This window comes from Microbacterium pullorum, from assembly GCF_014836535.1.
Classification (GTDB): Bacteria; Actinomycetota; Actinomycetes; order Actinomycetales; family Microbacteriaceae; genus Microbacterium; species Microbacterium pullorum.
In genome coordinates, this window is record NZ_JACSQP010000010.1 from 37,528 (window position 1) to 59,106 (window position 21,579).

The following is a 21,579-nucleotide window of genomic DNA, read 5'->3' on the forward strand; positions in this document are numbered from 1 at the left end:
GCCTCCTTCGGAGGCCGACGGCGGCCACGGAGGAATCGTGGCGCGAACCCGAGGACGAACGCGAGGACGTCGAAGACGTCCGACCAGCCGTGGATCGGGTCGGCCGAGTACAGTCGCGCGAACGTCGACGCGGCATTGTCGAAGAGCTCGATGGCGAACGCGTGGTCTATGGAGGCCAGCGCGTTGATCATTTCAGCCATCGCGTCGAGGTCAGATTTCTTCGCCCCCATGAACTCTCGATAGGCGGGTCGATCGAGTTGGAGCGCGGCAGTCTCGCGCAGTTCGCCATTTGCTGCTGTCAGTATCCTGTTCACGCCACGCGAGGTCGAGTAAATGTGGCCCCAGCCGCCGTCAAGCACAAGAGTCGCCAACCGCCTCGGGTCGACGTCGGAGACGAGTTGAGCGGAGAATCTATTCTGCTCACGGTGGTCGTGGTTGTAGAGGGCGTTGATCAGGTCACCAAGTGACCACGCGTTCTGCGGGGTCAACTGACGGAGCCAGTCCGCGATCGAGCCGTGTTGCTCCCGAATGATGGGCAGCACCACCTCAGGGCACCATGTCAGCGTTTCGGTCAGAAGCTGGGCTCCCTCTGCGGTGCTATCGGCCGGGCTGTCGATGGCTTTGCGAGCTAGTTGCGCCCACCGTGCCGCATTCAGGACATGCGTCTTGTAGCGCAGCACCCATTGAGATTCTCCGACCAGGTTTCGCCCGATCAGCCAACTGCACCCGCGCAGGGGCGTCGAACTCAGCTCGAGGTAGTACGCGACAATCGCCGACGCGACGGTTTGGTCTCCGCGCACTTCAGCTTCGGGCAGTTCGGGCGGCCGCTGCACTTCGATCCCAGACGGTCGAGCGGCCGTCGGCAACTCTCGCTGGGCCGACGTGATTGGGTGGATCGCGATCGACTTCTGAGGGGTGTGACTGTAGAACGGCGGGTGCAACATCCATCCGACGACGTGATAGGCAGCCTGCAAATGTGGGCAGCGCAGCCTGCTGTCTGACTCGATGATCGCCCTTTGCGACAGCAAGAGATCCAGCGCCGAGTCCAGCCATGCTTGATCTCGACCGAGTATGTCGAGGAGGTTTGAAAGCTCGGACCGTGTCACACCAGAGTCGACCCCTGCGATCTGTGCGACCGCGACAGCAGTAAGTGCGACGTCGGCGCGGTTTCGTTCGCGGAGATCGAGCGCGAGCCGTTGAGCGCGCCGCCAGCCCCCCGTGAGTACATAGAAGAATTGCCACGGCGAGCTCTCTCGCTCCGCCGCAGTCAGCCGAAACTCAAGCGGCGTTTGCGTCGGCAGTTTACCTACTTGGTCATCCAGCGCTTCCACGAGCGGGATGAAGGTGTCCGAGTTGTCACGTATGTGGTGAGCTAGCTGTGCAACGGCGGCGATTCCGCTTACGTTGATTGTCTTCACACCTCCCGCCACCTGATCAACGCCGACAACTAGAACAAGCCGATTTGGGGTAGCGGACTCGGCAAGCTCGCGGACGACATCCGCTGGCAGATCCTGCGCGTCGTCTATGAAGAGGATCTTCCGATGGGGGAAGGTTCTCAGGTCTCCGATCCAGGCCCCAATGCTCAGTCCTCGGGCCCCATCGCGGAGGCGAAGGATCTCATACCCTCGGCGCGACAACTTTCGCAGCGACTGATAGGCCGTGATGGACTTGCCACTGCCGCTCGGGCCGTTCAGGACCACAGCGCGCTGATCAACCAGCGCAGAGACGACCCGGTCTACCTCGGACAGTTCCGGGCACGCGTCAACGTCGGAGGGGCCAAGCCGTTCACCGGCTAAAGCCGCCTCGATCCCGCGGCTGCCGCCAAAGGTGACGCTGTGCCAACTGCTGGTTTCTTCAGCGTGCAGGAGGTCGGTGGTGATGCGACCGAGCGCTTCATCTGCTGTGAGAGGGATGTCGTAGTCGCCGACCACGCTCGGCCCGATGCGGATAGTTCTCCACCGGGCGTCGAGCGGGCTGATCAACTCGCGGGAGATCGTTTCGTCACTCTCGGAGTAGCCCACCACGACGAGGGTGCGGGCGTGGTCGACGACGAGTCGATCAATGCGGGTCCGCACCGCGTCGGTCACGGTGCCGTCCTCGTGGGGCAAGGTCCACACTGAATCGGGGTCGGCCGCGTCTCCGTGAGGCTTGAAGAGGACGCCCGCAGGAATGGCAGTACCGTACAGACGTTCGTACGCTCGTTCGAGGGCTGTGTCCCAATTTAGCGATACGACCGTCTCGATGATGTCGGCGTGAATCAAGCGAGCCAGCGCTTCATGGGCTCGTGACGGTTGAGTGCTGCGGTCCCGGTCGATCGCCGAAAACTGGGACTGGAATCGCGCGCGCGCGCTTGCGTTGCCCGCCAACAATTTCCATGCCCGAGAAGAGTCACGCGGCGTGCTGGCGCGCGCCGGAAACGGCCTCCCGAGTGACTCGTACAGCAACGCGTCGAGGCCCGCCGTCACGGGGAACCGTGCGGCGATCGACACGCCTGCGCCGACAACCGCGACAGCGCCCATGTTGAGCGACTGTCGTAGAGCGCTCAAGGCGCCCGTAATGTCGGCGCCAGCTGCGTCGGTTCGTGCCATTGCCTGAGCCCCTGGATCGGTGTCTCCGCGCCGCGAGTCTGGCGCGCCTCCCAATTGTGCTGCCTCCTCCGCCCCGCTCGCAGACCGTGGACGCCGCGTGTCGGCGCCGGCGATTCGACGCTTCGAAGTGAACGTCCTCAGCGACATTGGCGTGAAGAAGAGCGTGCAGGCGTTGCATTACTTGAATTAGGGACAGGTCCGCGAGGCAGATGGCGGCGGTAGGCGCACTGAGTCACACGCGATCGATCAGGTGGTGCAGTCAATCTCGACGTCCGGCTCGTCGAGGTTGGGCCCGCTCGCGATACGCGTCGATCAGTTCTTCCGAACGCAAGCAAGCAGTCGCAAAGAAGCTGGCGACGAAGCTGAGCCGAGACGTCCGCGTCGCGGACTGCCCGACTGCTCCGTCCGGGTGGCGCTCCAGAATGTGGGTCATCGAAACAGGGTTCGCATGCACGATTGAGCTACAGATCCGCCACGCCTCAAGCCCCGAGATCGACGTCCGTTGGGGCTGGGCCACCGGGTGGGTCTGGTCAACGGCCCCGATGGCCGATGAGCTCCGGACAGCCTTCTCGTAGTCCGCTGGAGAGATGCCGCGTAGCCGGTCGTGAGCCAGCCGGGTTTGTTCGGCGAGCGTGTCATGGTCCTCCGATGGCTGCCCAACGAACTCATTCCACATTGTTCGATCGGAAGCGATGTTCTGACGGTAGATCCGCAGAGTGCGACTTGCCGCAAGTTGGTTGCTTTTCGCGTCCAGGATCCAGAGCCCGAGCGAAGACGCTTCAATGGCGGAGCGAATCGTTGAGTACAGCGCGAAGGGCGGGAGATCACTGCGCAGAACGCGCTCTGTCAGCCGAATGTTATCCGCGGCCACGAGCGCGAAGGTGCGAGCAATCTGCGATGCCTCGAACGGGGTCGTCAATGCGTCGACTCGAGCCATCCAGCTGCTGGCATCGGGTGAGGGCAGCCGCTGGCTCTGTTGGATGATCTTCAAGACGGTTGGGCGCAAAGAGTCGAGGTAGGACACTGCCATCCGCTCCAGCGCGACTCCTTCGCGCGTATCCAGCAGCCTCACCGACTCCATCCGACTGAATCTACCGAACGTCTTGCCATGTCCTGGTTCGGCGGGTCACACCGTGGATCGACTCGCCCGCAAGCCGGTCCATCAACGCGCGAGCCTGAGGATCAACTGGACCAGGCATGCGGGGTTCGCACAGGCAGCGGCCAACGAAAACTTCGATCGCATGACCGGCCCGCAGATTTGCACGGTCAACCCCGGCGATGCGGGCAGCATTCGCAGACCTCACCCGAGTCGATTCAAGGGCGATGATTGGAGCCAGCGGCTTCCCTGATGAAAGCGTCCTCGACAGCGCGACGGCGCGCGACGTCTTCGACGACGAACCTGCGGAAGTCGGCCGCCCGGTCTTCGATCGGCATCTCTTCGACCGCCGGCGCCGGCTCCTCGCCCGGCCAGGCGGTCTGACGGGTGGGCCGGTCCCGGTCGAGCCGAGAGCCGCAGGCGGCGACCCAGTCGTGCAGGCGGTCGCGGGCCTCGGCGAAGTCACGGTGCCAGCCGAGGGGAGCGGAGCCGTGCTGCTCCTCGTCGTAGGCGCACAACCAGTGGAGGTGCAGGGCGGAGAGTTCCCAGACCAGTTCGGAGTGGCGGTGCCAGAGCGGTGGGATGATCGACGGTCCGAGCCCGTACGTGCGGCGCAACCAGTTCACCCACCTGTCCAGTTCGACCCACTCGAACGCCGCTTGATCGGACGTGAGCAGGTTCCAGTTCACCGGACGAGGGATGGTGGGCAGGCCCTCTGGCTCGGCATCTGGTCCGTCCGGCGCCGGCATATCGAACTCGTAGCCAGGAAACTGCAGAGCTTCGTCGGCAGACATGGCCCTACCTCAGAGGGAGACCGGCCGCACCGCGGGCTTTGCCGGTGCCGGTGCCGGTGCGGCCAGGGGCGGGGCTGTGTGGCGACGACGTTGGAGGGTGTAGTTCGTCCGTGCGGAGTCATGGCCGAGCCGCTTCGCGACGAACTCCTCGGTCTCGACCGTCTCGCCGTCACGTTCTCGTGATGAGCTGTGGGTGTAGCCCTCCGCGATGAAAGCGTCCCCCTTGTTGAACATCGCGTAGGCCCGCTCAGCGTTCCGACGGAACATCACGAGATCGTGGTACGTGTTCTCCGTTTGGGTGAACGTGCCGTCTTCGTTGCGTTCGAAATGCTCTTGCCCGATCCGCACCCAGAATCGGGCCTCGCCCTTCGCGTTGAACGCGAGCTGAGGCTCCGATGCGAGGAAACCGGAGAGGGACTGTTGCGTGTGGATCGCCATCGGAAGCTCCTACCGATGGCCGCGGGTCGGCCATCACCAAGTAGGTGCGTCAGCTATCCCCGCCGTAGTTGCTCCTCGACTCGAGCCCGGTCCTCGCGGAGCAGCGCGCCGTTCGGGCGCGAGCCCCACTCCCGCATGCGAGTGACGATCGGCGGCGCGGCCCTCAGCATCAGGAGCGCGGTGCCGTACGGCAGCGTCCGGATGACATCGGGCGGCATGATCGGAACCCGCCGGGTTGAACGCTGACTCGAGCGCAGCCCTCGTTCGCCGACGGTGATCGAATCAGTGACCTCGTCACGGTCGCCGATCAGCGTGGAGAGGTCTTGGAGGTCGCGAGAACCTGAGGCGCCGCCCAGCACGATCTTGGCGATGCTCGCGTCCCAGATTGCGGTAGCGGCGTTGTCTCCCCATCGCTGCCGGGCCTGCGCGAGCGACTGAAGCACAGGCATCGTGGTGATACCGGTGCCGCCACCTTCCGCCATCAACACGGGCAAGGACGGCAGTGGTGCGAGGTTGCCAATCTCATCGAGCGCCAGAAGGAGTGGCGGGTCAAGCCGCGCGCCCGGAGACCGCGCGGCTACCCGCCTGGCCGTCTCGACAAGGTCCTCAACGAGGGCAGCGACCAGCGATGAGGATGCGCCGGCGCCGGCACCGGTCGCGAGCAGGTACAGAGTGCCGTTGCGCCGGAGGAAGGTCTCTGGGTCGAACTGCTCGTCATCGCTCGGGCTGACCGCATCAAGAACACGAGGGTCCGCCAACGCAGCCAAAGCCAGCGAGACGCCTTGCCAGATCGAATCGCGCGTGCGGGGGTCGGCGTCGATCATCGCATCGAGCGACTCCGCCCATCCGGTTGCAGCTGCAGGGTTGTTCGTCAGGATGGCGACCGCGTCCTTCGCCGTGGCAGGGTCCAGTGTCCACCGAAACAACTCGCCGGGCGAACGGCCGTCCAGCGCTGCTGCATGGAGGAGCGCCTGCAGTGCGGTGCGGGTCTTGCCCTCCCAAAAGCCGCCGTTCTCGACCCCGACGCCCGATAGGCCTGTGCCGGCTGCGAGACCCGCCGCTCGAATCATCGCGGTGAGTGGGACCTCGCAACCTCGCACGGGTGACCACCGCAACCCCGCAGGCACACCCGGGGCAAGATGTTGCGGATCGAACACGGCCACAGGCCCCCGCCTCATCCGCGAGCGAATGGTGGTCGTGAGGTTGTCCGGCCGGGTGGACGTCGTGACGACAGCGCCAGGAGCGTCGAGGATCGCGTTGATGACGATGTGTGCGCCCTTACCCGACCGGGGAGGACCGATCACGAGAATCGAATCCTCGACCGAGGTCCATACCTTCGCTCCGCGCGCTACCCCGACGAGGTAGCCCACGTCTTCCGGCTGGGGCTTGGCGACGGATGCTCGGAGGTGCGCGGCCCGCGACAGCAGCGCGCGTTCGGAGGCGGCGTGCCGCACATCGGTCGACGTCGCAATCCCGACGATGCGGTGGGGATCGGATTTCGTGTGACGAGTGTGATCCCGCAGCACTCGCCAGACCCACCACGCAACGACGGCAACGAGTGCCACGAGAGCCGTCACGACCGACCAATACACGAGAGGGTTGAGCGCGGTCGAGCCCAGCGCGATCCCGGGGTCTGCCGGCGAGCTGAAGACACCGAACCCTGCGCCCAGCCCGCCTGTCGGCTGCTTCGCGCCTGATGCGAAGGCAGCGACATTGCCCGCCAGGCGAAGGATGCCGGCAGCCGCGATGACCGCGCCGAGGGCGAGCAAGGCGAGGTTGGTCAGCCCGTCGTGACCCGAAACATCCACGCCGTGGTTGCCGGTCACGTGAGATTTCCGATGACGCAGGTGCCGGAGGTCCGTCCCACGAGCATGACCTCACCGTCGGCGCTGCACTGGCAGACCCCTCGCTCCAGCAGCGCCCGGGCAGACCCGTCAGCGGATGCCTTCGTGTGTCGCACGATGATTGCGACGGCGACATCCTCTCCGGGGAGGAAGCCTTCCTCGCCGAGCGCTGTGTGCGGCGGCGCGATCAAAGGGACGGGATCGGTCGGAGCGTCGGCCGCCAGCGTGCGCTTCGCCGGCGCGTCCTCGCGAACCTGCGGCTGTGTGTTCGGGTCAAAGGCTCCCTGCAAGGGGCGGGTGACGAGGTCGGTGAAAACGGTGCCGTCCGTTTCGTAGACGAGTACCCGCACGGGCGAGCCCCGCGTTTCCAGCACCGTGTCAATGACTGGCGCAAAGGACGACCGGACCCAGGCCGGCCCGAATCGAGGTGGCTCGAACGGCACGCCGTCGACCGCTACCGTCATCGTGCCGTCTGTGGCGATCGTCATCGAGATCACCGGAAGGACCGGCGGCAACCGAATCGCATCGGTCGTTCCTCCTACCGCGTGGGTTGTGCTCATTTCACGCCCTCCGTCATCCGGCTCGTCGTGTCGAAAGCTGCGAGCTCCGCGGGGTGCAGTTGATGCTGAACCACGAAGCTGCGGTCCTTGATCCGCCACAGCCCTTGACCTGTGCCGAGGCCCGGCAGCAGGCCCTGTTCCGTGCCTGTGAGACCCAGCGCGCTCGCAGTCGCTCCGAGCTGGTCCGCCTCCTGCCGGTAGATGATCCGGGTCTCAGCGTTCGCGAGCAGAGACGACGCGATTGCCCGCATGGCCGAGCCCTGGTCGCCGACGTTGTCCAGGTCGGAGAGCTTGTGGAACACGAGGAGGTTCGCGATCCCGTAGTGGCGAGCGAGTCGCCACTGGGCATCCATTCGTCGCAGCAACGCTGGGTGGGACATGAGTCGCCAGGCTTCGTCGTAGATGACCCAGCGCTGCCCGCCGTGCGGGTCAAGGAGGGCGGATTCCATCCATGCTGACGAGCAGGTCATGAGAACGGAGACGAGCGTCGCGTTCTCGGCGACTCGTGACAGGTCGAGCGAGATCATGGGGAGGCTCGGATCGAACGTGACTGTGCTGGGACCGTCGAACAGCCCGGCGAGGTCGCCGGCGACGAGCCGACGTAGCGCGTGACCGACCACCCTGCCGTCCTCGACGAGCCGATGATCAGCCCGTTGAGTTTCGTCGGGCGAGAGAATTCGTTCAACGACCATAGGCAGGATTGGGACCTCGCATGACCTGACCGCGTCAGCGAGGGCGAGGTCGATCGCGGTGTGCTCCAGCGGACTCAGCGCGCGCTCGAGCACCGTTTCGGTGAGGGCTCCAATAAGGTCACGGCGACGGGAGGCGACCTGGCCTGCCCAACTCGCATCGGTCACGCCGGACGGGCGGTGCCCTTCATCGAGCGGGTTGAGTCGGTTCGCCATGCCGTGTCCGAGCACGATTGCCTGCCCGCCGACGGCTTCGGCGACGGCGGTGTGTTCACCTTTTGGATCTCCGGGTACGTAGACGCGGCGTCCGAACGGGATCGACCGCGTGTAGAGGCTCTTCACGAGCGACGACTTGCCCGAGCCCACGATCCCCGCCAGGACGATGTTCGGTGCCGTGATCATTCCGCGGGAGTAGAGCACCCAGGGGTCGTAGACGAACGACGCACCCGAGTAGAGGTCTTGCCCGACGAAGACACCTTGCGAGCCGAGTCCGCCCTCGGCGAGGAAGGGATACGCGCCGGCGAGGGTCGCGCTGGTGTCCTGGTGGCGCGGGAGTCGGAGCCGACCAGGGGTGCGGAGCGCAGCTGGCCGTGATTCGCCGGATGCGGGCAGGTACGTGGTCGCGCGACGCTCAGCGCTTTGAGCGTCTGATTCGGCGCGGCCTGCCGCGGAGGCGACGGCTCGCGACTCAGCGGTGAGCCGTTGGGTAGCTTTCCGTCGGGCGCGGCGCTCCTTCCTGCGTTCCCCGGCCGGGTCGACGAGCACCGCAGTGTGCACTCGTTCGTCCTTCTGCGGGCTCACAGCGACATCCCCGTGCGTCTGCGAACACTCGCTCCCGACCTTTGGGAAGCGAAGGAGTTCGTGCGTTGGAAGGAATCACTCGGATTGATCCGCGGCGCGATCCACTCTGCAACCGGCACGGCCGCTGCGACGAAGTCCCATCCGATTCGGCCGGAATGCTGCGACGCTCGGTCGACCGCCAAGCCTGCTCGGGCGACGAGGGTCGACGCTCTCTGCAGCGCGTTCGCCGCTGCGTAGGCCTCCTCCACGCCGGCCCAGTGATCGCCGTCGTGCGTGCGGGCGCTGGCCGCTGCGCTCGTGTGGGCGGAGGAGAGCTGGCCGAGCACCTGCTCGAGGGATTTAAGGCCACCCACCAAGTTCCCAACCACGTCGTACGTCTGTGCCGGGTCGTCGAGGGAACGGGTGGCGGCCGCGAGGGCGCGCAGCGCTTGCCGTGCTTCCTCGCCATCGACGATCGGGTTCTGGGATGTGGGCATTTCGCTTCCCTTGCAGCGGAGTCTTTAAGGAGGTGCGTGCGATGTCCCCGCGCGTTGACGTCGCCAGGGTCGGTGACGCGAGAGTCAAACGGGTCTACACAGGGGCAGCGCGGCGGCCGCGAACGCCTGTGCTTGCTGCCCGACAAGCCGCCGCGTCTCGCAGGCGGCTTGCACGGCGGCTTGCTCGATAGCAGCGATCGCCGCATCCAGCTCATCGATCTTGGGTGCCGACACTGCGACGAGACCGGTGTATCGCAGCACCCCGTGACCAGCTGTGAGATCCGACTCCTGCTGGACGACGTCGTTGTATTCGGCCGTGCGGGCGGCATCCTCGATCTGACCGATCTTCGCGCGTTGCGCGGCGTCTGAAAGGAGTCCGACCTTCTTTCTCCGGATGTCCCGCGCGGCGAGGTCGGCGCGGACCGGCGTGCAGATGAGTGTGAAGGTGCGCTGGATGCCGGAGGTCAGGAGTAGCGGCGACAGGAAGCCTGGGAAGACCTGCGATCGCGGCCATTCCGCGATCCAGAGGACCGCATGATGGGCGGAGTCCGTGTGGAGCCGATCCCAGGATTCGGCGACCGCGACGGGTCCGGCCGTTGCGAGCGACTGGCCTATGTCGCCGTGTCGCTCGAGAGCGGGAGCGGCGGCGGGATCATATGCAGATCGCAGCGCGACGGCGACCTCGCCTGGTGTGAGCCATCCGGTGGGCATCAGGTCGGCCGCACGCAGGGCCGCCGTGAACGTCGTCATCTCTTGGCGGAGCACGTCAGCCGCTCCCTTCATGCCACCGCCGGCGGCACGGATCTGTCGAGCGGCCGCACGCACGTCCAGTGCGAGAGAGATCGTCGTCGCGTGTCGCTCGCCCGCCGGGCCGGCCCGCTCGATGAGCTCCTGATAGGTCACAGCGGGCCACGAGTCGTCATTCACGCCGTGCCGTGCCCACCATTCGGCCAGCCCGCTTCCCGAGCTAGGAACCGTCCGTTCAGAGATCTGCACGCGGGCGATGCGACCCGACCGGCACACCGTCGCCAACACTCGCCCCCAGCCGGCTACGCGACGCTCCTGCTCCCCGCTATCGAGCAGAACGAAAGCAGGGTGTGTGATGCCGACAACTGCGGTCAAGGTCTGGGCGTGAGGGTCCTGGATCATCGCCGCGCCGGTCTCGGGATCGATCCACTCACGTAGCGCCGCGGCATCTCCCGGCAGCGCAAGCGTTCCGGCGGGGCGCGGCGTGACGAGGTCAGCGCGGAACCGGAGCTGGCCTCCCACGCTCCGCCACACCCACCGGCCAGCGATCGGGACCCATTCGATGAGCTTGCGTCCACCAACGGGGAGGAAGGCCAGCGCGACGCTGGTGAGCCAGATTGGCGAGGTCAGGCCGAACAGGATGCCGCCACCCAGATAGACGGCGGTGGTAAACGCGAGGAGTCCGATGGCGAGCGTCAGGAATTGCGCGAGCGAAAGTCCGAGCATCACCCCTCGTTTCGGAAGTCGCGAGAACTGAACGGGGTGAAGTTGGTGTGCGCGACGCGTGTTGTCAGCGGTCATGCCGTTGTCCTTTCGCGTGGGGTGGGAAGTGGGCGCGGGGGAGTGACCGTCGGGCGCGACGGCGGGATCGGGACTACGCCTGGCTGCGAGCCGTTCGATGGCGGCGGCATATCTGCCGGGGTGGCGCTCTCGGCGTGTCCTTCCGCGGCTGTGCCTGCCGCGCTGCCGAGCTTCGGACCAGCGCCAGCCGCCTTGGCGGCTACCTGTCCGCCGATGATGGCGGCGCTGGCTGGGCCAGCAGCCGCCGCGCCGCCCGACGCTGCCGCGCTGCCGCCGGATCCCGCGGCTCCGCTGGTCGTCTTGGCCGCAGCGGGGGTCGCCGAGCCACTGGATGCTGCGTCGCCTCCGCCGAGAATCGACTTCGCCGACTTCGCCGTCGCGGGGGTCACCGGCACCGGTATGGGGCGATTCATCGCGCCCTTCGCCTCCTGTTCGGTCGACATCGCGTGGTACATGTCGACTCCGACGAAGGAAATGAACTTGTAGGTCATGTAAGGCGCGAAGGCCGCGACAAGCATGAGCACGACTCCCGCGACCGGGTCGCTGACGGAGGCAAGGTCGAGGTCGATCGGCGCGGCCGTCTGGTTGATCGCGACAAGGAAAAGCACGACGAGCACGAGCTTTGAGAACACGAGTGCGACCACGAATGCCGCCCATTTGCCGAACCAACCGCGCGCCGCATCCCACGAGAACCCCGCCAAGGCGATCGGAGCGAACACGATCGCCACCAGGAGCAGCGCCTTCCGGATGAGGAGAGAGAACCACACGATCGCCGACGCGGCGATCGCAAGTCCGGCGAGGAAGATGGTCATGATCGCGCCGACGCCGGGGCTCGTGATGTTGATCGCCACAAGGCCGGTGGCCATGAGAGCGATCCGGTCTCCCATTCCCTCCATCGTGTTCCCGGTTGCCTGGACGATGCCGATGGCCAGACGATCCGTGATTTCCAGCAGGGTTACTGTGAGTGCGATGACGACGAAGGAGCCGAGCACGGACTTACCCAACCCCACCGCAGCACGCGAGAGGGCGGTTGGGTCGCGATGGGCCAAACCGGTGATCAGTTGCAGGCAGAAGAAGACGAGCATGACGAACAGCGCGACACCGAAGAGCAGGTTGTACACCCGGATGTACTGCTCACCGGTGACATCGACGAGGGTGGTGGTGTCGAAAACGGCCCACACGGCTTGAAAGAACCACGCAGCGGCAGCGGCGAGCGTGTGGGCGAGCCAGTCGAAGGGGGCCGCGACGAGAGATGCGACACCCGATCCGACTGTCTGGCACACCTCGGCGATTACAGGGATGTCGCACACGCCATCCACTCGCATCGCTCCTCTCGGTCATCCTCGCCCGCTCAGACGGACTGACCGACGCCCCAGAAGAAGTTCACGAGGGTGACTGCCGCGCCGCAGATGACTGCTGCTCCGCACGCCACGAGCACACCGAGCTTTCCGCGGGAGGCGAGATGGGGATTGGACGAATTCGCTCCGTATCCCCACGCAACGGCAGCGATGATGAGCGCGAGTACGGCGAGGATGAGCCCGACAACCATCACCGCGCCGACGATGACGCGGAGTTGCTCGATGCCGGGCAGTCCCGACGCGTTGGGTGGGATGTCGATCACGGTCGTGCTCCTTGTCTGGGCAGAAACGAACCTGCGTACAAGGTGCGTGCGTCGTCCCCGCGATCCGACGACGGTTGGAGGGGGCGCGCGGACCGGACTAGAGCTGCTGGCCGACCCCGATGAGGAAGTTCATCCAGGCGACGCCCGCTCCGGCCAAAGCCGCGGCCCCGACGGCGACAAAGACCCCCGCGCGGGCACGCAGCGCCGACTGATAGTTGCCGCTCGACGATGTGATCGCCCATGTAACGGCGCAGATGAGGATCATGAGCACGGCAAAGACCAGGACGTACATGAGGAGGGCGCCAACGATGTCGCGGAGGTCGGCGCCTCCTCCAACTGCACCGAAGTCCGGGAAGATGCCCATGCCAGTCATCCCGGGATTCCGATCGCGCAGGACGCCCTGGCCGACGTCGAGGCATCCAGCCCCTCGGCCCCGTGCTGGACGAACCACTGGTCTGCATCGATCGACGGCTCGAACGAACCGCCCGGCCGGATCTCGAAGTGCAAGTGCGATCCCGTCGACTTACCGGACGCCCCGACGTCCGCGATGTGCTGGCCAGCGGTGACCCGTTCGCCGACGGACACGTATATGCCGGACGCCCACATGTGTGCGTAGGCCGACGCAACTCGCTTTCCGTCGATCGTGTGTTCAATGACAACCAGGTGCCCGTACCCCGGCGACGGGCCTGCCCAGCCGACGATTCCGTCCGCTGCCGCGAAGATGGGCGTGCCCTCGGCCGTGGAGAAGTCGGTGCCCGAGTGAAATGCGCGGGCTCCGGTCAGGGGGTCTGTGCGCCAGCCATACCCGCTGGAGCGCACCCACGTGCCGCTTGGCAATGGAAAGACGAATCGGCTCGTCTCCGGGACGGAGCCAAGAAGTGCGCCGTTGTCAACTGCACCTGCGGCGGGCTTGGTCAACGCCGTGAGGATCGCTTCCGCAACGGGTTGATAGTCCTGATAGCGGTCGGGGAAGGCGGAGCGTTCAACAGACTGAGCAGCTGAACCAGGATCAGCGGCCTGCCAGCCCGGAATGTCCAGGAGCCCGGCAGGTGAGGGGAAGTTAGGTCCCGATGATCCGCCGAAGAAGGCGCGCACTTGGTAGTGCGGATCCATGAGCTCATCCACCGTTCCCCACCCCGACGTCGGGCGCATCTGGAAGAGGCCGAGTGAGTCGTGGTCACTACCAACACCATCGTTCGGCATGTTGAGGGATGTGGGGTGAGCGGCGTTCGCGAGCATCCTCAGCGTCGACTCGGTGAGCGCCGCCATCAGTCCGATAAGCACACCCGCCCGTCCGACACCCTCGACGCCGGTGCCGACGGTGATGATCGTGGCGGCGTGCGTGAGCTGCTTTTGCCCGAGGGTGACTGACACGCCGTCGCGCCGCGCCGCGGTGAGTTTGTCCGGAACGTCGGTTACGACGAGCTGGCCGGCTGACTGGCAGGCGGCGAGCGCCGCGGGGGAGAGGAGGAGCGGTACGGCGAGCATCCCGGCGAACGGCAGGGCAAACACCGCGACGATCAGAGCTATGACGAGCTTCTTCATGGCCAGCGCCCGTCATCGAAGCGGGTTGTCGACCTCGGACAGCCTGAGCAGCCGGCAGTCTTCGAAGCTGGGCTCGCACGCGATGAACAGAGTGAACGAGACCGGTCGCGACGTCTCCTGTGCCTGGGTCCCCACGATGCCGGCACGATGACGCGTCCCAGTGACGGTGTAGGCGATGGTTCCTGGGAGCAGTTGGCCGTCCGCCGCCTGATCGAGCGCTTCGCTCCAGGATGCCGGGATGAACGCCTCGTCAATCGTCAACCATTGGCGGGTGCCGTAGGCGCGCAATTTTGCCCATGCGTCCGCGGTGGGGAGGTAACTGCGGACGTCGGACGCGAGCGCGGCGGTTTCCATCCCGGACGGATCGCCCGCATCGATGATGACTTGGGCGTAGTCGGACGGCTCGAAGTGGGTGGCTGTGTCCCAGTTGATCAGCGCGTGGGAGGCGGCGCGCGCGAATGCCTCGGCATCCGCTGTCGCGAGAATCGGAGGGAGGGACAGGCTCGACGCGGTCGAGTCGGGCTCAGGAGAGGGCCCCGCCGGTCGTCTCGGCTCGGCCGCGGGCGCTGGCGTGGTGGGGTCGGGAGCGAGGAGGAGGCCATAGACGCCGACTCCAACGAGTGCAGTCAGCACGGCAAAGCCGACGGCGAGGAGAAGGATGAGGCGCCGTTGACCGGGGCGCACGGGGTTTGCCATCACGCGATCTCCCGCCTCGTCTGCGCTCGTGCGTTGCGGAGGGCAGTGAAGAACTCCACGGTCGAGGCGAGCGTCGCCTCGAACTGCTCCAACTGGTCGTCGGTGAGTTCCGCGGCGACCGCTGCGACGTCGAAGTGGGTCCACCACGAGTCGAGGTCCTCCCACACGCGCACGAAAGCGCGGACGGGAAAGGCATGCGCGGCAGCAGTTCGCGCCTTTGGGGTTCGTCGATTGCGTTTCGCCTCCTTGACTCTCGCGAGGGCTGCGTTCGCCAGCTGCTCGAGTTCGTCAGGCGGATCGAAGTCTTCGGGCGCTTCGAAGTCCTCGAACTCCCGCGGCGCCTCCGTATCCTGGACGTGCCGGATTCGCGCGTGCGACGCCGTAACGCTGCCGCCGTCATCGATGAGTCGCAGCTCAGCGCTCGCTCGTTCCTTCACCGTCGGGTCAGTGGCCGGATCGGAGACAAGGCGCTGTAACTCGGCGATGCGCTCCAGTGTGGTGTACGACGCCTTCCCCGTGACCATCTGGGCGGCCTGCGCCCGGCTCTTGCCTGGCTTGAACTGCGGTGGTGCCACCGTGGCACCACCGTCTCGTCTGGCGTGAGCATCCTGACGACCGAAACGCGACGCAGCCTGGCGTCGTGTCGCATCCTCAGCGAGGTAGTCCTTCAGCTCGGTGTAGAGCGCTGCTGCCTCCGTGGGCGTGAGGGGCTTATGGAGCACGTTCTCCGCCTGCTCCGCCAACAGCTCGGCGAGCCGATCGGAGATCCCGGACTTGACCCAGACCTTGATTGTTTTCTCGCCGAGCCGCTTCAGAGCTTCAAGCCGTCGTGCTCCGCACACCAGGACGCCTTCGGGCGTGACGGTGACCGGTTGTAGCAGCCCGTCGCGGGTGATAGACGCGGCCAGTTCATCGATATCTCCGAACTCGTTGCGGTGCCGCTGCCCGACGATGATCGATTCGATCGATCGTTCGAGCTCGATGTGGCCGACGTTTGTACCCACGTTCACTGCCTCCCTCTATCGGCGGGGGCAGAGACACTCACGGCAAGGACGAGGTCGTCATCAGTCAGGAGCGACCGCAGTGGTTCACCGATCAACAGCCGCAGCAGGATTCCGCGTCCGGCTGTCGTTCGCGCGACGTCTGGCTCGGGGTTGCCGAGGACAGCCCGCAACAGTCCATTCCACGACGCAGACGAGAGATCGAGCAGCGTCCTTCCGTGGACGTCGCGGCGGAGCGATTCCCAGGCCGTCGCGCGCGAGGGCACCTCACTGAGGCGCGCGCAGATGTACTCCATCGCCGTGCGTGCCGGCGTACGGGGCCAACCGAGGAGAGTGAGGAAAGCGATCGCGTTCTCCACTGCCTCGCCGATCCCCGTCCCATCGGCCGAGGCGCGGTCGTCCTGCGAGCCTTCGAGCGGTTCCACCCGGAATGCCGGGTGGTAGTCACTCAGGGGGTTCTCTCGATCGCTGAACCGCTCGGGGTCGTGGAACGACGAGAACTCGGGTCGACGCGCCTGGTAAACCGAGCACAGCAGGCCGTTCGCGCGTTCCTCCGCGATCAGGGTCACCTGCACGGCACGGGTCACGACTGCCCAAGGATCGTCCGCGTTGCGCACGGCGGACGAGCGCATCGCATCGAACGCGGCTGCGGCCGCGTCCCATGGGTCGAGCCCATGCTTGCGCGCGAGCTTCGCGTAGCGCCGAACGACGTATCCCATGAGCGCCGCGGCTTCGACATCGTGGCGCCAGGCGCCGTGGTCCTGCGCGGCGAGGCGTTCCAGTAGCTCGCGCAGACCCTCCGAGCTCTCGAAGCGGGCGCGAGCGCTTACGCCCTCGGGCGCCTCCGGCACCCGGAGGGGGAGCGCCGATGCGCTCGCAGCTGACCGTGAACTCTGCCCGGACATCGCAACCTCGCTACCGACTGATTCCCGAGCGGCGCACTGCCCCACTCACCGCACGTCCGTTTCCGAACGCGGTCACCGGCGGAAGACGAAGCGCCCGTTCCCGGATGGCTCGGCGGGTAGTCGCGACGTGCTGCGTTGGCAGCGCACGTGCGCGCCGGGCAAGCGACGCCTCGAGGTCGATTCCCTGACCTGCGACCCGACCGGTAACGGCCGGAACGAGCTCTGTGGGCCGCATCCAGACAATCTCGCTGCGAACCTGCTCGGCACGTGAGGAAGCCATCGGTTGCCGCACAAGTGACGGATCGGCGTGCCGCGCGAATTCGGACGCCTCGTCGTCCGCCGACCTTTCAACGAGGTTGCGGTGGCCTTCGGACGCATCCGGGCGAAGCCGCGTCTCCTGCTGCTGGTCTCGGCCGTATTCGGTCATGGCGCAACTCCCTTCTGAACCTCAGGTGTGCGGAGCTTCCCCGTCATCCATCGACCGACTGTCGATGGATGAACTCCTGTGGCGCTCGCGATCTGCTTGTTCGACATGCCGCGCTGGTGCATTAGCGCCGCAAGTTCCTTGAGTGCACCCTTCTCCGGGACGTCTGCTTGCGGTCGAAGCTGCATGAGTTCTGTGGATGGAACTCGCGACGCAGTAGCTGTGGAGGAGGAGCCAAAGCGGAACCGTTGAGCGAGGACCACGGTGAGGTGCGTGATCGCGAGCAGGACCAATGGAGGCACAGCCGCAACGGATGCCGCGAGCACCGGTGGAAGGCTGGCATCGGCGGCCACAACCGCGTGGATCGCGTTCGCTGCGACTGATGCGGCGGCACCGGCCAGAAGTAGCATCCACGGGTACCAGGCGTCGCGTTGGCCCGCGAGCGCCACAACCGCGACGGTACCGACAACGACGATCCCGTCAACGATGAGCGGCCATGCCCACGCTTGCGTCGGCGCGACACCGGACCGGCGCGCGAGATCCGCGAGTGCAGTGAACGACAACCAGAAGGCGCCGCCAGCTATGAAGACCGTCCCAGCGACCGCGGTCCAAACGGCGATCCGCCCCGACTGCGGCCCTGTCATTCCGGGCATCACGAGATCACCTGTCCGTTGATCGGGCGCGCAACTGCTTGAGCACCGCGGCTCTGGAGAGGCGACGTCGGAGCCGCCACCGTCCGGTACGCAGATCGGATGGTGGTCAGGACCTCGGATTGGCCCAGCCCTGCGTGCTGAGCCGCTGGTCCCAGCGCGGTGCGCGCGCTCTGGTCCGTGACGCCGTTCTCGGCGAGCCGGCATGCCGCCCAATACAGTGCACGGTTCCGTTCGCCTTCGGGCCGCGTGGCCAACCAGGCTGCGATCCGCTCCACCTCCACGTCGCGGCGTGAGTTCGTGGTCGGCGTCGAGACTGAAGCCGGCTTCGGGTCAAGGAACGCTCGCAGCGCTGCTCCGTCAATGGGCACCGACTCGCCGCGCCCTGCGCCGATCAGCTCATACGCTGACCGGTTGCCTTCGAACAGCACCAGCGACGGTGGGACGATGACGTAGCCGCCCTCGCCGCGGAAGTCGATGCCGGACCGCGCGGCCTGCCACGACGGCTGCGCGCGGTCAGGGTCAGCGGGGTAATAGGCGTGCATGCCGCCGGATGCTGTCTTCACGAGTGCCTGCCAGCGGTCCGCGAGACCCTCTCGGCGAGCGAGTTCGAAGGCAGCGAAGCCGCGCACCGCACCGTGCACGTCGACATCGACGACCTCGAGACCGGAAGCATGCCCGGTCGGCATGCCGATGTTCGCCTGAGGCCATTGCGTCCACCAGCGGGCGACCTGCTCGGCGTCGGTGGTCGCGTCGTGGAACCCGTGCTCCGTGAGCGGACGCTTCTGCGCAGGCTTGCACGGGAAGACCGGGATTCCGGCTGCAGCGAACCGCGGCGCCCCCTCCCGCGGCGTAAGTCCGACCATGGAGGCGAGCAGAGCGACCGTGTCCATCACAGCACCCGAGGCGACGTCTCCGACTGACCGGAAGATCGCCTCCCAGCCGTCTGACCGGTGTCAGGTGGCTGACCCACCCCATGCGAAGTGTGCGACGAGGGCAGGAGACCGTGCGCCGCTCCGACAATTAGTGCGACGGACTCCGCCTCGACTTCGCTAATCCCACGGTGCAGCGTCGCAGCTCGGTTGCCGGGCCCATGCATCTCGAGGTGGGCGAGCTCGTGCGCCAGGGTTTTCGCTCGCGCTGCCGGATCCATGTCGCCACGTACAGCCACGCTCCGCGTGACGTAATCAGTCATGCCGTTCGCTCCGCCGAGATCGCGATCGCCTTCAACGATGCGTAATGAGTACCCGTGCCCGCGTACCTGGCCACGGTCGACGCACCGCCCCGGCGCCCGCCGCTGCTTGAAACCCGCGATGTACGTCGGCGTCGGCTCGGGGACCCGGCCTTGCCCGAACGCAACGGCATGCTGCGTCCAGATGAGCACGGTGTTGTTGAACGATCGGGAGCGAAACCGTTCGAGCTTCGCCTCAGCGGCCCCGATGCTAGATCTTTGGTCGGACATGGCGTGAATACCTCCTCCTGCGCAGCCGACCTGGGCGGCTTCTCGTAGGAGGTGCGCGTCATCTCACCGATGACGCCGTCTGCGGGTCCGCGGTGGGCGAGCGAGCACTCGGGGGAGAGTGTGCGTACATAGGAGCAAGATACGCTCGTTGTGCTGGAATAGGTATAAGCCCCTTGGAAACCCGTAGCGATACCCTGTCCTCGTGGGTAGACGATCCCAGGGCGGGGCTGGCGCGTGGTCCAAGGACCTGGTGCGCGCGGTGTCAACCCTTCGCGAGGCAGCCGGGATGACGAACCAGGAACTGATCGACCGGTCGGGCATGTCAGCGAGCTACTTCTATGGGCGGTTGCGCGGCTCCGCGCCTTTCGACGCGAACGACATCGAAAAGCTCGCGCAGGCTCTAGGGACTCATCCGCATGAGATCTCACGGGTGGCGGCATCCATCGGCGAAGCCCGCGAGATCGAGCCCATGGTGGACACAGAGCCGCAGGAACTGGGCCGCCGGCTGACTGCGGTTTCCCGTGCGCCTCGCCTTGACGGTTCGGTGTTCAACATCGATGAGCTTGTCAGTGAGCTCGCTGCGCGCGGCGTCGCATTCGACCGGGATGAGTGGTCCAGCCTGATCGCTGGAGCGTCCTCGTCGCCTGTGCGGGTGCGAGTTCTCGAAGGTGTTGGAGCGTACGCCGGCGTTTCTACTGCCTACCTGCTGGACCTGGGCGATGCCGCGGCGGTGGAAGCGGCTGAAGCGAACTTCGAGTTCCGTGAGGCGCTCAAGGCGTCCGGTGCAGACTCGGTGTCAGCTCGTGCCGTCGGTGAGATTTCGCCTGCCGCGTTGCGCGCGATTGCGCAGACGCTCAGGTCGATCTCTGCGCAATAACGTACTGACCTGACCTCTACTGCGTATCGGCGTACAGTGTAGGCGTTCGAGCGATCGCAGTGCCGAGGTCGTGATCGGAGGTCGGGCATCATGAGCTACCGCGCTTCTCGAGATCATGAGGAGTTGCGCGTCCGCGCGCAACAACAGCTCGAACGCCTTGAGCTACCAACCGACGTAGACCTCGGAGACATCGTTCGACATGTCGCCTTGGCGACCGGCAGGCGGATTGACATCGAGCCGGTCGGCGACCGTGATTGGGAGAACATCACCGGTCTGGTGTTGCTCACGGCCGACGCGGCCACGATCCTGGTGCGGAAGTCCGATCCTCGCTGGTACCAGTTCCACACCGTCCTCCATGAGCTGTCCCACGTTCTGTTCGAGCATGAGGGCTGTGCGACACTGCCCGTCAAGCATGCAGGTTCCCGTCATATGCGTGCCGGTCAGACCGTGCTCGCGCGCGGAATCGTCACGCCGGACTTCGAGCTGGACCTCGACTTCGCCGATACCGAGCTGGTGATCGAAGCGGAGGCTGAGAAGCTGTCGCAACTCTTGTCGCGTCTTCTGCTCCGTCCCCGTCACGGTCACGACGAGGCGGTGTTCGGCTGATGCTGCTCCGTATCGAGACGGTCGCGTTCGTTGCGTTACTGATCCTGACGCTGATCAGGCTGCCCTCGGCGATCCGGGAGCCGTCGAGTCGGCTGACCTGGATTGCCACAATCACCGGACTGGCAGCGATCTTCATGGTCGGAATCGCGGTTCCGCTGCAGACTGTCGACGGCTGGCTCGGCGGAACGAACATCGCGAACCTGGTCCAGAACATCCTCGCGACTGCGGCGTTCTGGTTCGTCATGCAGGCGGCCCTCACACTGGACGGCAGTCGATTCAACACGCGCAGCCTGTGGGAGCTGCCGATCATGTGTCTCGCCTTCACCGTCCCATTCCTCATGATCGTCGATCGAGGGTCGACGACTGATGACTTCATCGACGAGACCGCGGATCACTTCGGGCTGTGGGCGTATGCGTCGATCTACATGGGATGCGTCGTGCTGATCATGACTCGGATGCTCCGCGGCATCCACGGTCGCAAACCGCGATCGTACATCGCCATCCGTGTCGGCGCGTGGGCGATCCTCTGCGCCAGCCTGGTCGAGATCGTTTATCTGACCCTCCGTGTCGCGGGCATGGGGCGAACACCGGCCGTCGAAGCAGTCGGGAGCCTGTTCACCTTTCCGTTCTACGGCGGTGTCGTGTTGGTTTGCGCCGGGATCATCGCGTTCGCGATCGCCCGCGCCGGCCGCAGGTCGATGAACGCCACGCTCGGCCGACTGCTCGCGAGAGCGAGCATCGAACGGGGGATGATCGTCAGCCCCGTTCCTGACGAAGATCCCGTGCATGAGGCCTATCGGCTCGCGGTCCGCCTCACCGACATCGCGAATAGTCAGGAGCTGACGAAACGTGAGCGGATCCTGCTTCGTGCCGCGACACAGATGCTCGACCGACAGATGAGGGCACCAGCTGTGGTCCGGATGTCCAGTGCTACGGGGACGGTGACAGCACCTTGAAA

The 21,579-nt window shown here is 65.9% G+C and carries 23 protein-coding genes; 3 read left to right on the top strand and 20 right to left on the bottom strand.

Annotated features, from left to right (window positions below; all coding sequences use genetic code 11):
- The 20 genes from H9651_RS13280 to H9651_RS15070 all read right to left on the bottom strand — a co-directional run.
- A partial coding sequence (locus H9651_RS13280) for a hypothetical protein (RefSeq protein WP_225216780.1) occupies nt 1–2,588 on the bottom strand: 2,588 nt, incomplete at its 3' end.
- 259 nt (nt 2,589–2,847) lie between these two features.
- Complete coding sequence (locus tag H9651_RS13285; protein WP_191719812.1) at nt 2,848–3,669, bottom strand: hypothetical protein; 822 nt, start codon at nt 3,667–3,669, stop codon at nt 2,848–2,850.
- 233 nt (nt 3,670–3,902) lie between these two features.
- Nucleotides 3,903–4,478, bottom strand: coding sequence for a hypothetical protein (locus tag H9651_RS13290; protein ID WP_404803019.1), 576 nt, complete (start codon nt 4,476–4,478; stop codon nt 3,903–3,905).
- Nucleotides 4,479–4,487: 9 nt separating this feature from the next.
- Entirely contained in the window at nt 4,488–4,916 is a 429-nt protein-coding gene (locus tag H9651_RS13295; RefSeq protein ID WP_191719813.1) for a single-stranded DNA-binding protein, read from the bottom strand.
- A gap of 53 nt (nt 4,917–4,969) precedes the next feature.
- The gene (locus H9651_RS13300; protein WP_191719814.1) at nt 4,970–6,742 is read right to left on the bottom strand and encodes a type IV secretory system conjugative DNA transfer family protein; all 1,773 of its coding nucleotides are present in this window, start codon (nt 6,740–6,742) and stop codon (nt 4,970–4,972) included.
- The gene (locus H9651_RS13305; RefSeq protein WP_191719815.1) at nt 6,739–7,320 is read right to left on the bottom strand and encodes a hypothetical protein; all 582 of its coding nucleotides are present in this window, start codon (nt 7,318–7,320) and stop codon (nt 6,739–6,741) included. The genes H9651_RS13300 and H9651_RS13305 overlap by 4 nt, the downstream gene beginning before the upstream one ends.
- Nucleotides 7,317–8,810, bottom strand: coding sequence for an ATP-binding protein (locus H9651_RS13310; protein WP_191719816.1), 1,494 nt, complete (start codon nt 8,808–8,810; stop codon nt 7,317–7,319). The genes H9651_RS13305 and H9651_RS13310 overlap by 4 nt, the downstream gene beginning before the upstream one ends.
- Nucleotides 8,807–9,286 carry a hypothetical protein gene (locus H9651_RS13315; protein ID WP_191719817.1) on the bottom strand — a complete coding sequence of 160 codons (480 nt, stop codon included), beginning with the start codon at nt 9,284–9,286 and terminating at the stop codon, nt 8,807–8,809. The genes H9651_RS13310 and H9651_RS13315 overlap by 4 nt, the downstream gene beginning before the upstream one ends.
- Nucleotides 9,287–9,370: 84 nt before the next feature.
- On the bottom strand, nt 9,371–10,834 hold the full coding sequence (locus tag H9651_RS13320; RefSeq protein WP_191719818.1) for an SCO6880 family protein: 1,464 nt from the start codon (nt 10,832–10,834) through the stop codon (nt 9,371–9,373).
- The gene (locus H9651_RS13325; protein ID WP_318244876.1) at nt 10,831–12,153 is read right to left on the bottom strand and encodes a conjugal transfer protein TrbL; all 1,323 of its coding nucleotides are present in this window, start codon (nt 12,151–12,153) and stop codon (nt 10,831–10,833) included. The genes H9651_RS13320 and H9651_RS13325 overlap by 4 nt, the downstream gene beginning before the upstream one ends.
- Nucleotides 12,154–12,185: 32 nt before the next feature.
- Nucleotides 12,186–12,455, bottom strand: coding sequence for a DUF6112 family protein (locus H9651_RS13330; protein ID WP_191719820.1), 270 nt, complete (start codon nt 12,453–12,455; stop codon nt 12,186–12,188).
- A gap of 97 nt (nt 12,456–12,552) precedes the next feature.
- The gene (locus H9651_RS13335) at nt 12,553–12,819 is read right to left on the bottom strand and encodes a DUF6112 family protein (protein ID WP_191719821.1); all 267 of its coding nucleotides are present in this window, start codon (nt 12,817–12,819) and stop codon (nt 12,553–12,555) included.
- A gap of 5 nt (nt 12,820–12,824) precedes the next feature.
- Nucleotides 12,825–14,000 carry a M23 family metallopeptidase gene (locus H9651_RS13340; protein WP_191719822.1) on the bottom strand — a complete coding sequence of 392 codons (1,176 nt, stop codon included), beginning with the start codon at nt 13,998–14,000 and terminating at the stop codon, nt 12,825–12,827.
- Nucleotides 14,001–14,012: 12 nt separating this feature from the next.
- Nucleotides 14,013–14,696 carry a hypothetical protein gene (locus H9651_RS13345; protein ID WP_191719823.1) on the bottom strand — a complete coding sequence of 228 codons (684 nt, stop codon included), beginning with the start codon at nt 14,694–14,696 and terminating at the stop codon, nt 14,013–14,015.
- A complete protein-coding gene (locus H9651_RS13350; protein WP_318244877.1) occupies nt 14,696–15,706 on the bottom strand; it encodes a ParB N-terminal domain-containing protein in 1,011 nt (336 codons plus the stop codon). The genes H9651_RS13345 and H9651_RS13350 overlap by 1 nt, the downstream gene beginning before the upstream one ends.
- A complete protein-coding gene (locus tag H9651_RS13355; RefSeq protein ID WP_191719825.1) occupies nt 15,703–16,548 on the bottom strand; it encodes a hypothetical protein in 846 nt (281 codons plus the stop codon). Before H9651_RS13355 ends, H9651_RS13350 begins: the two co-directional genes overlap by 4 nt.
- A gap of 64 nt (nt 16,549–16,612) precedes the next feature.
- On the bottom strand, nt 16,613–17,029 hold the full coding sequence (locus H9651_RS13360) for a hypothetical protein (RefSeq protein WP_191719826.1): 417 nt from the start codon (nt 17,027–17,029) through the stop codon (nt 16,613–16,615).
- Nucleotides 17,026–17,670 (bottom strand): DUF2637 domain-containing protein, encoded by a 645-nt coding sequence (locus H9651_RS13365; RefSeq protein WP_191719846.1) that lies wholly within the window; start codon nt 17,668–17,670, stop codon nt 17,026–17,028. Before H9651_RS13365 ends, H9651_RS13360 begins: the two co-directional genes overlap by 4 nt.
- A gap of 8 nt (nt 17,671–17,678) precedes the next feature.
- The gene (locus H9651_RS13370) at nt 17,679–18,569 is read right to left on the bottom strand and encodes a bifunctional DNA primase/polymerase (protein WP_191719827.1); all 891 of its coding nucleotides are present in this window, start codon (nt 18,567–18,569) and stop codon (nt 17,679–17,681) included.
- Nucleotides 18,569–19,138, bottom strand: a complete 570-nt coding sequence (locus H9651_RS15070) for an ImmA/IrrE family metallo-endopeptidase (RefSeq protein ID WP_191719828.1) — start codon at nt 19,136–19,138, stop codon at nt 18,569–18,571. Before H9651_RS15070 ends, H9651_RS13370 begins: the two co-directional genes overlap by 1 nt.
- 259 nt (nt 19,139–19,397) lie before the next feature.
- Between H9651_RS15070 and H9651_RS13380 the strand changes: the two genes are divergently transcribed.
- The 3 genes from H9651_RS13380 (at nt 19,398) to H9651_RS13390 (ending at nt 21,577) form a co-directional block, all read left to right on the top strand.
- Nucleotides 19,398–20,015 carry a helix-turn-helix domain-containing protein gene (locus H9651_RS13380; RefSeq protein ID WP_318244878.1) on the top strand — a complete coding sequence of 206 codons (618 nt, stop codon included), beginning with the start codon at nt 19,398–19,400 and terminating at the stop codon, nt 20,013–20,015.
- A 90-nt stretch (nt 20,016–20,105) separates the two neighbouring features.
- Complete coding sequence (locus tag H9651_RS13385; RefSeq protein ID WP_191719830.1) at nt 20,106–20,621, top strand: hypothetical protein; 516 nt, start codon at nt 20,106–20,108, stop codon at nt 20,619–20,621.
- Entirely contained in the window at nt 20,621–21,577 is a 957-nt protein-coding gene (locus H9651_RS13390; protein ID WP_191719831.1) for a hypothetical protein, read from the top strand. The genes H9651_RS13385 and H9651_RS13390 overlap by 1 nt, the downstream gene beginning before the upstream one ends.
- Nucleotides 21,578–21,579: the final 2 nt, after the last annotated feature.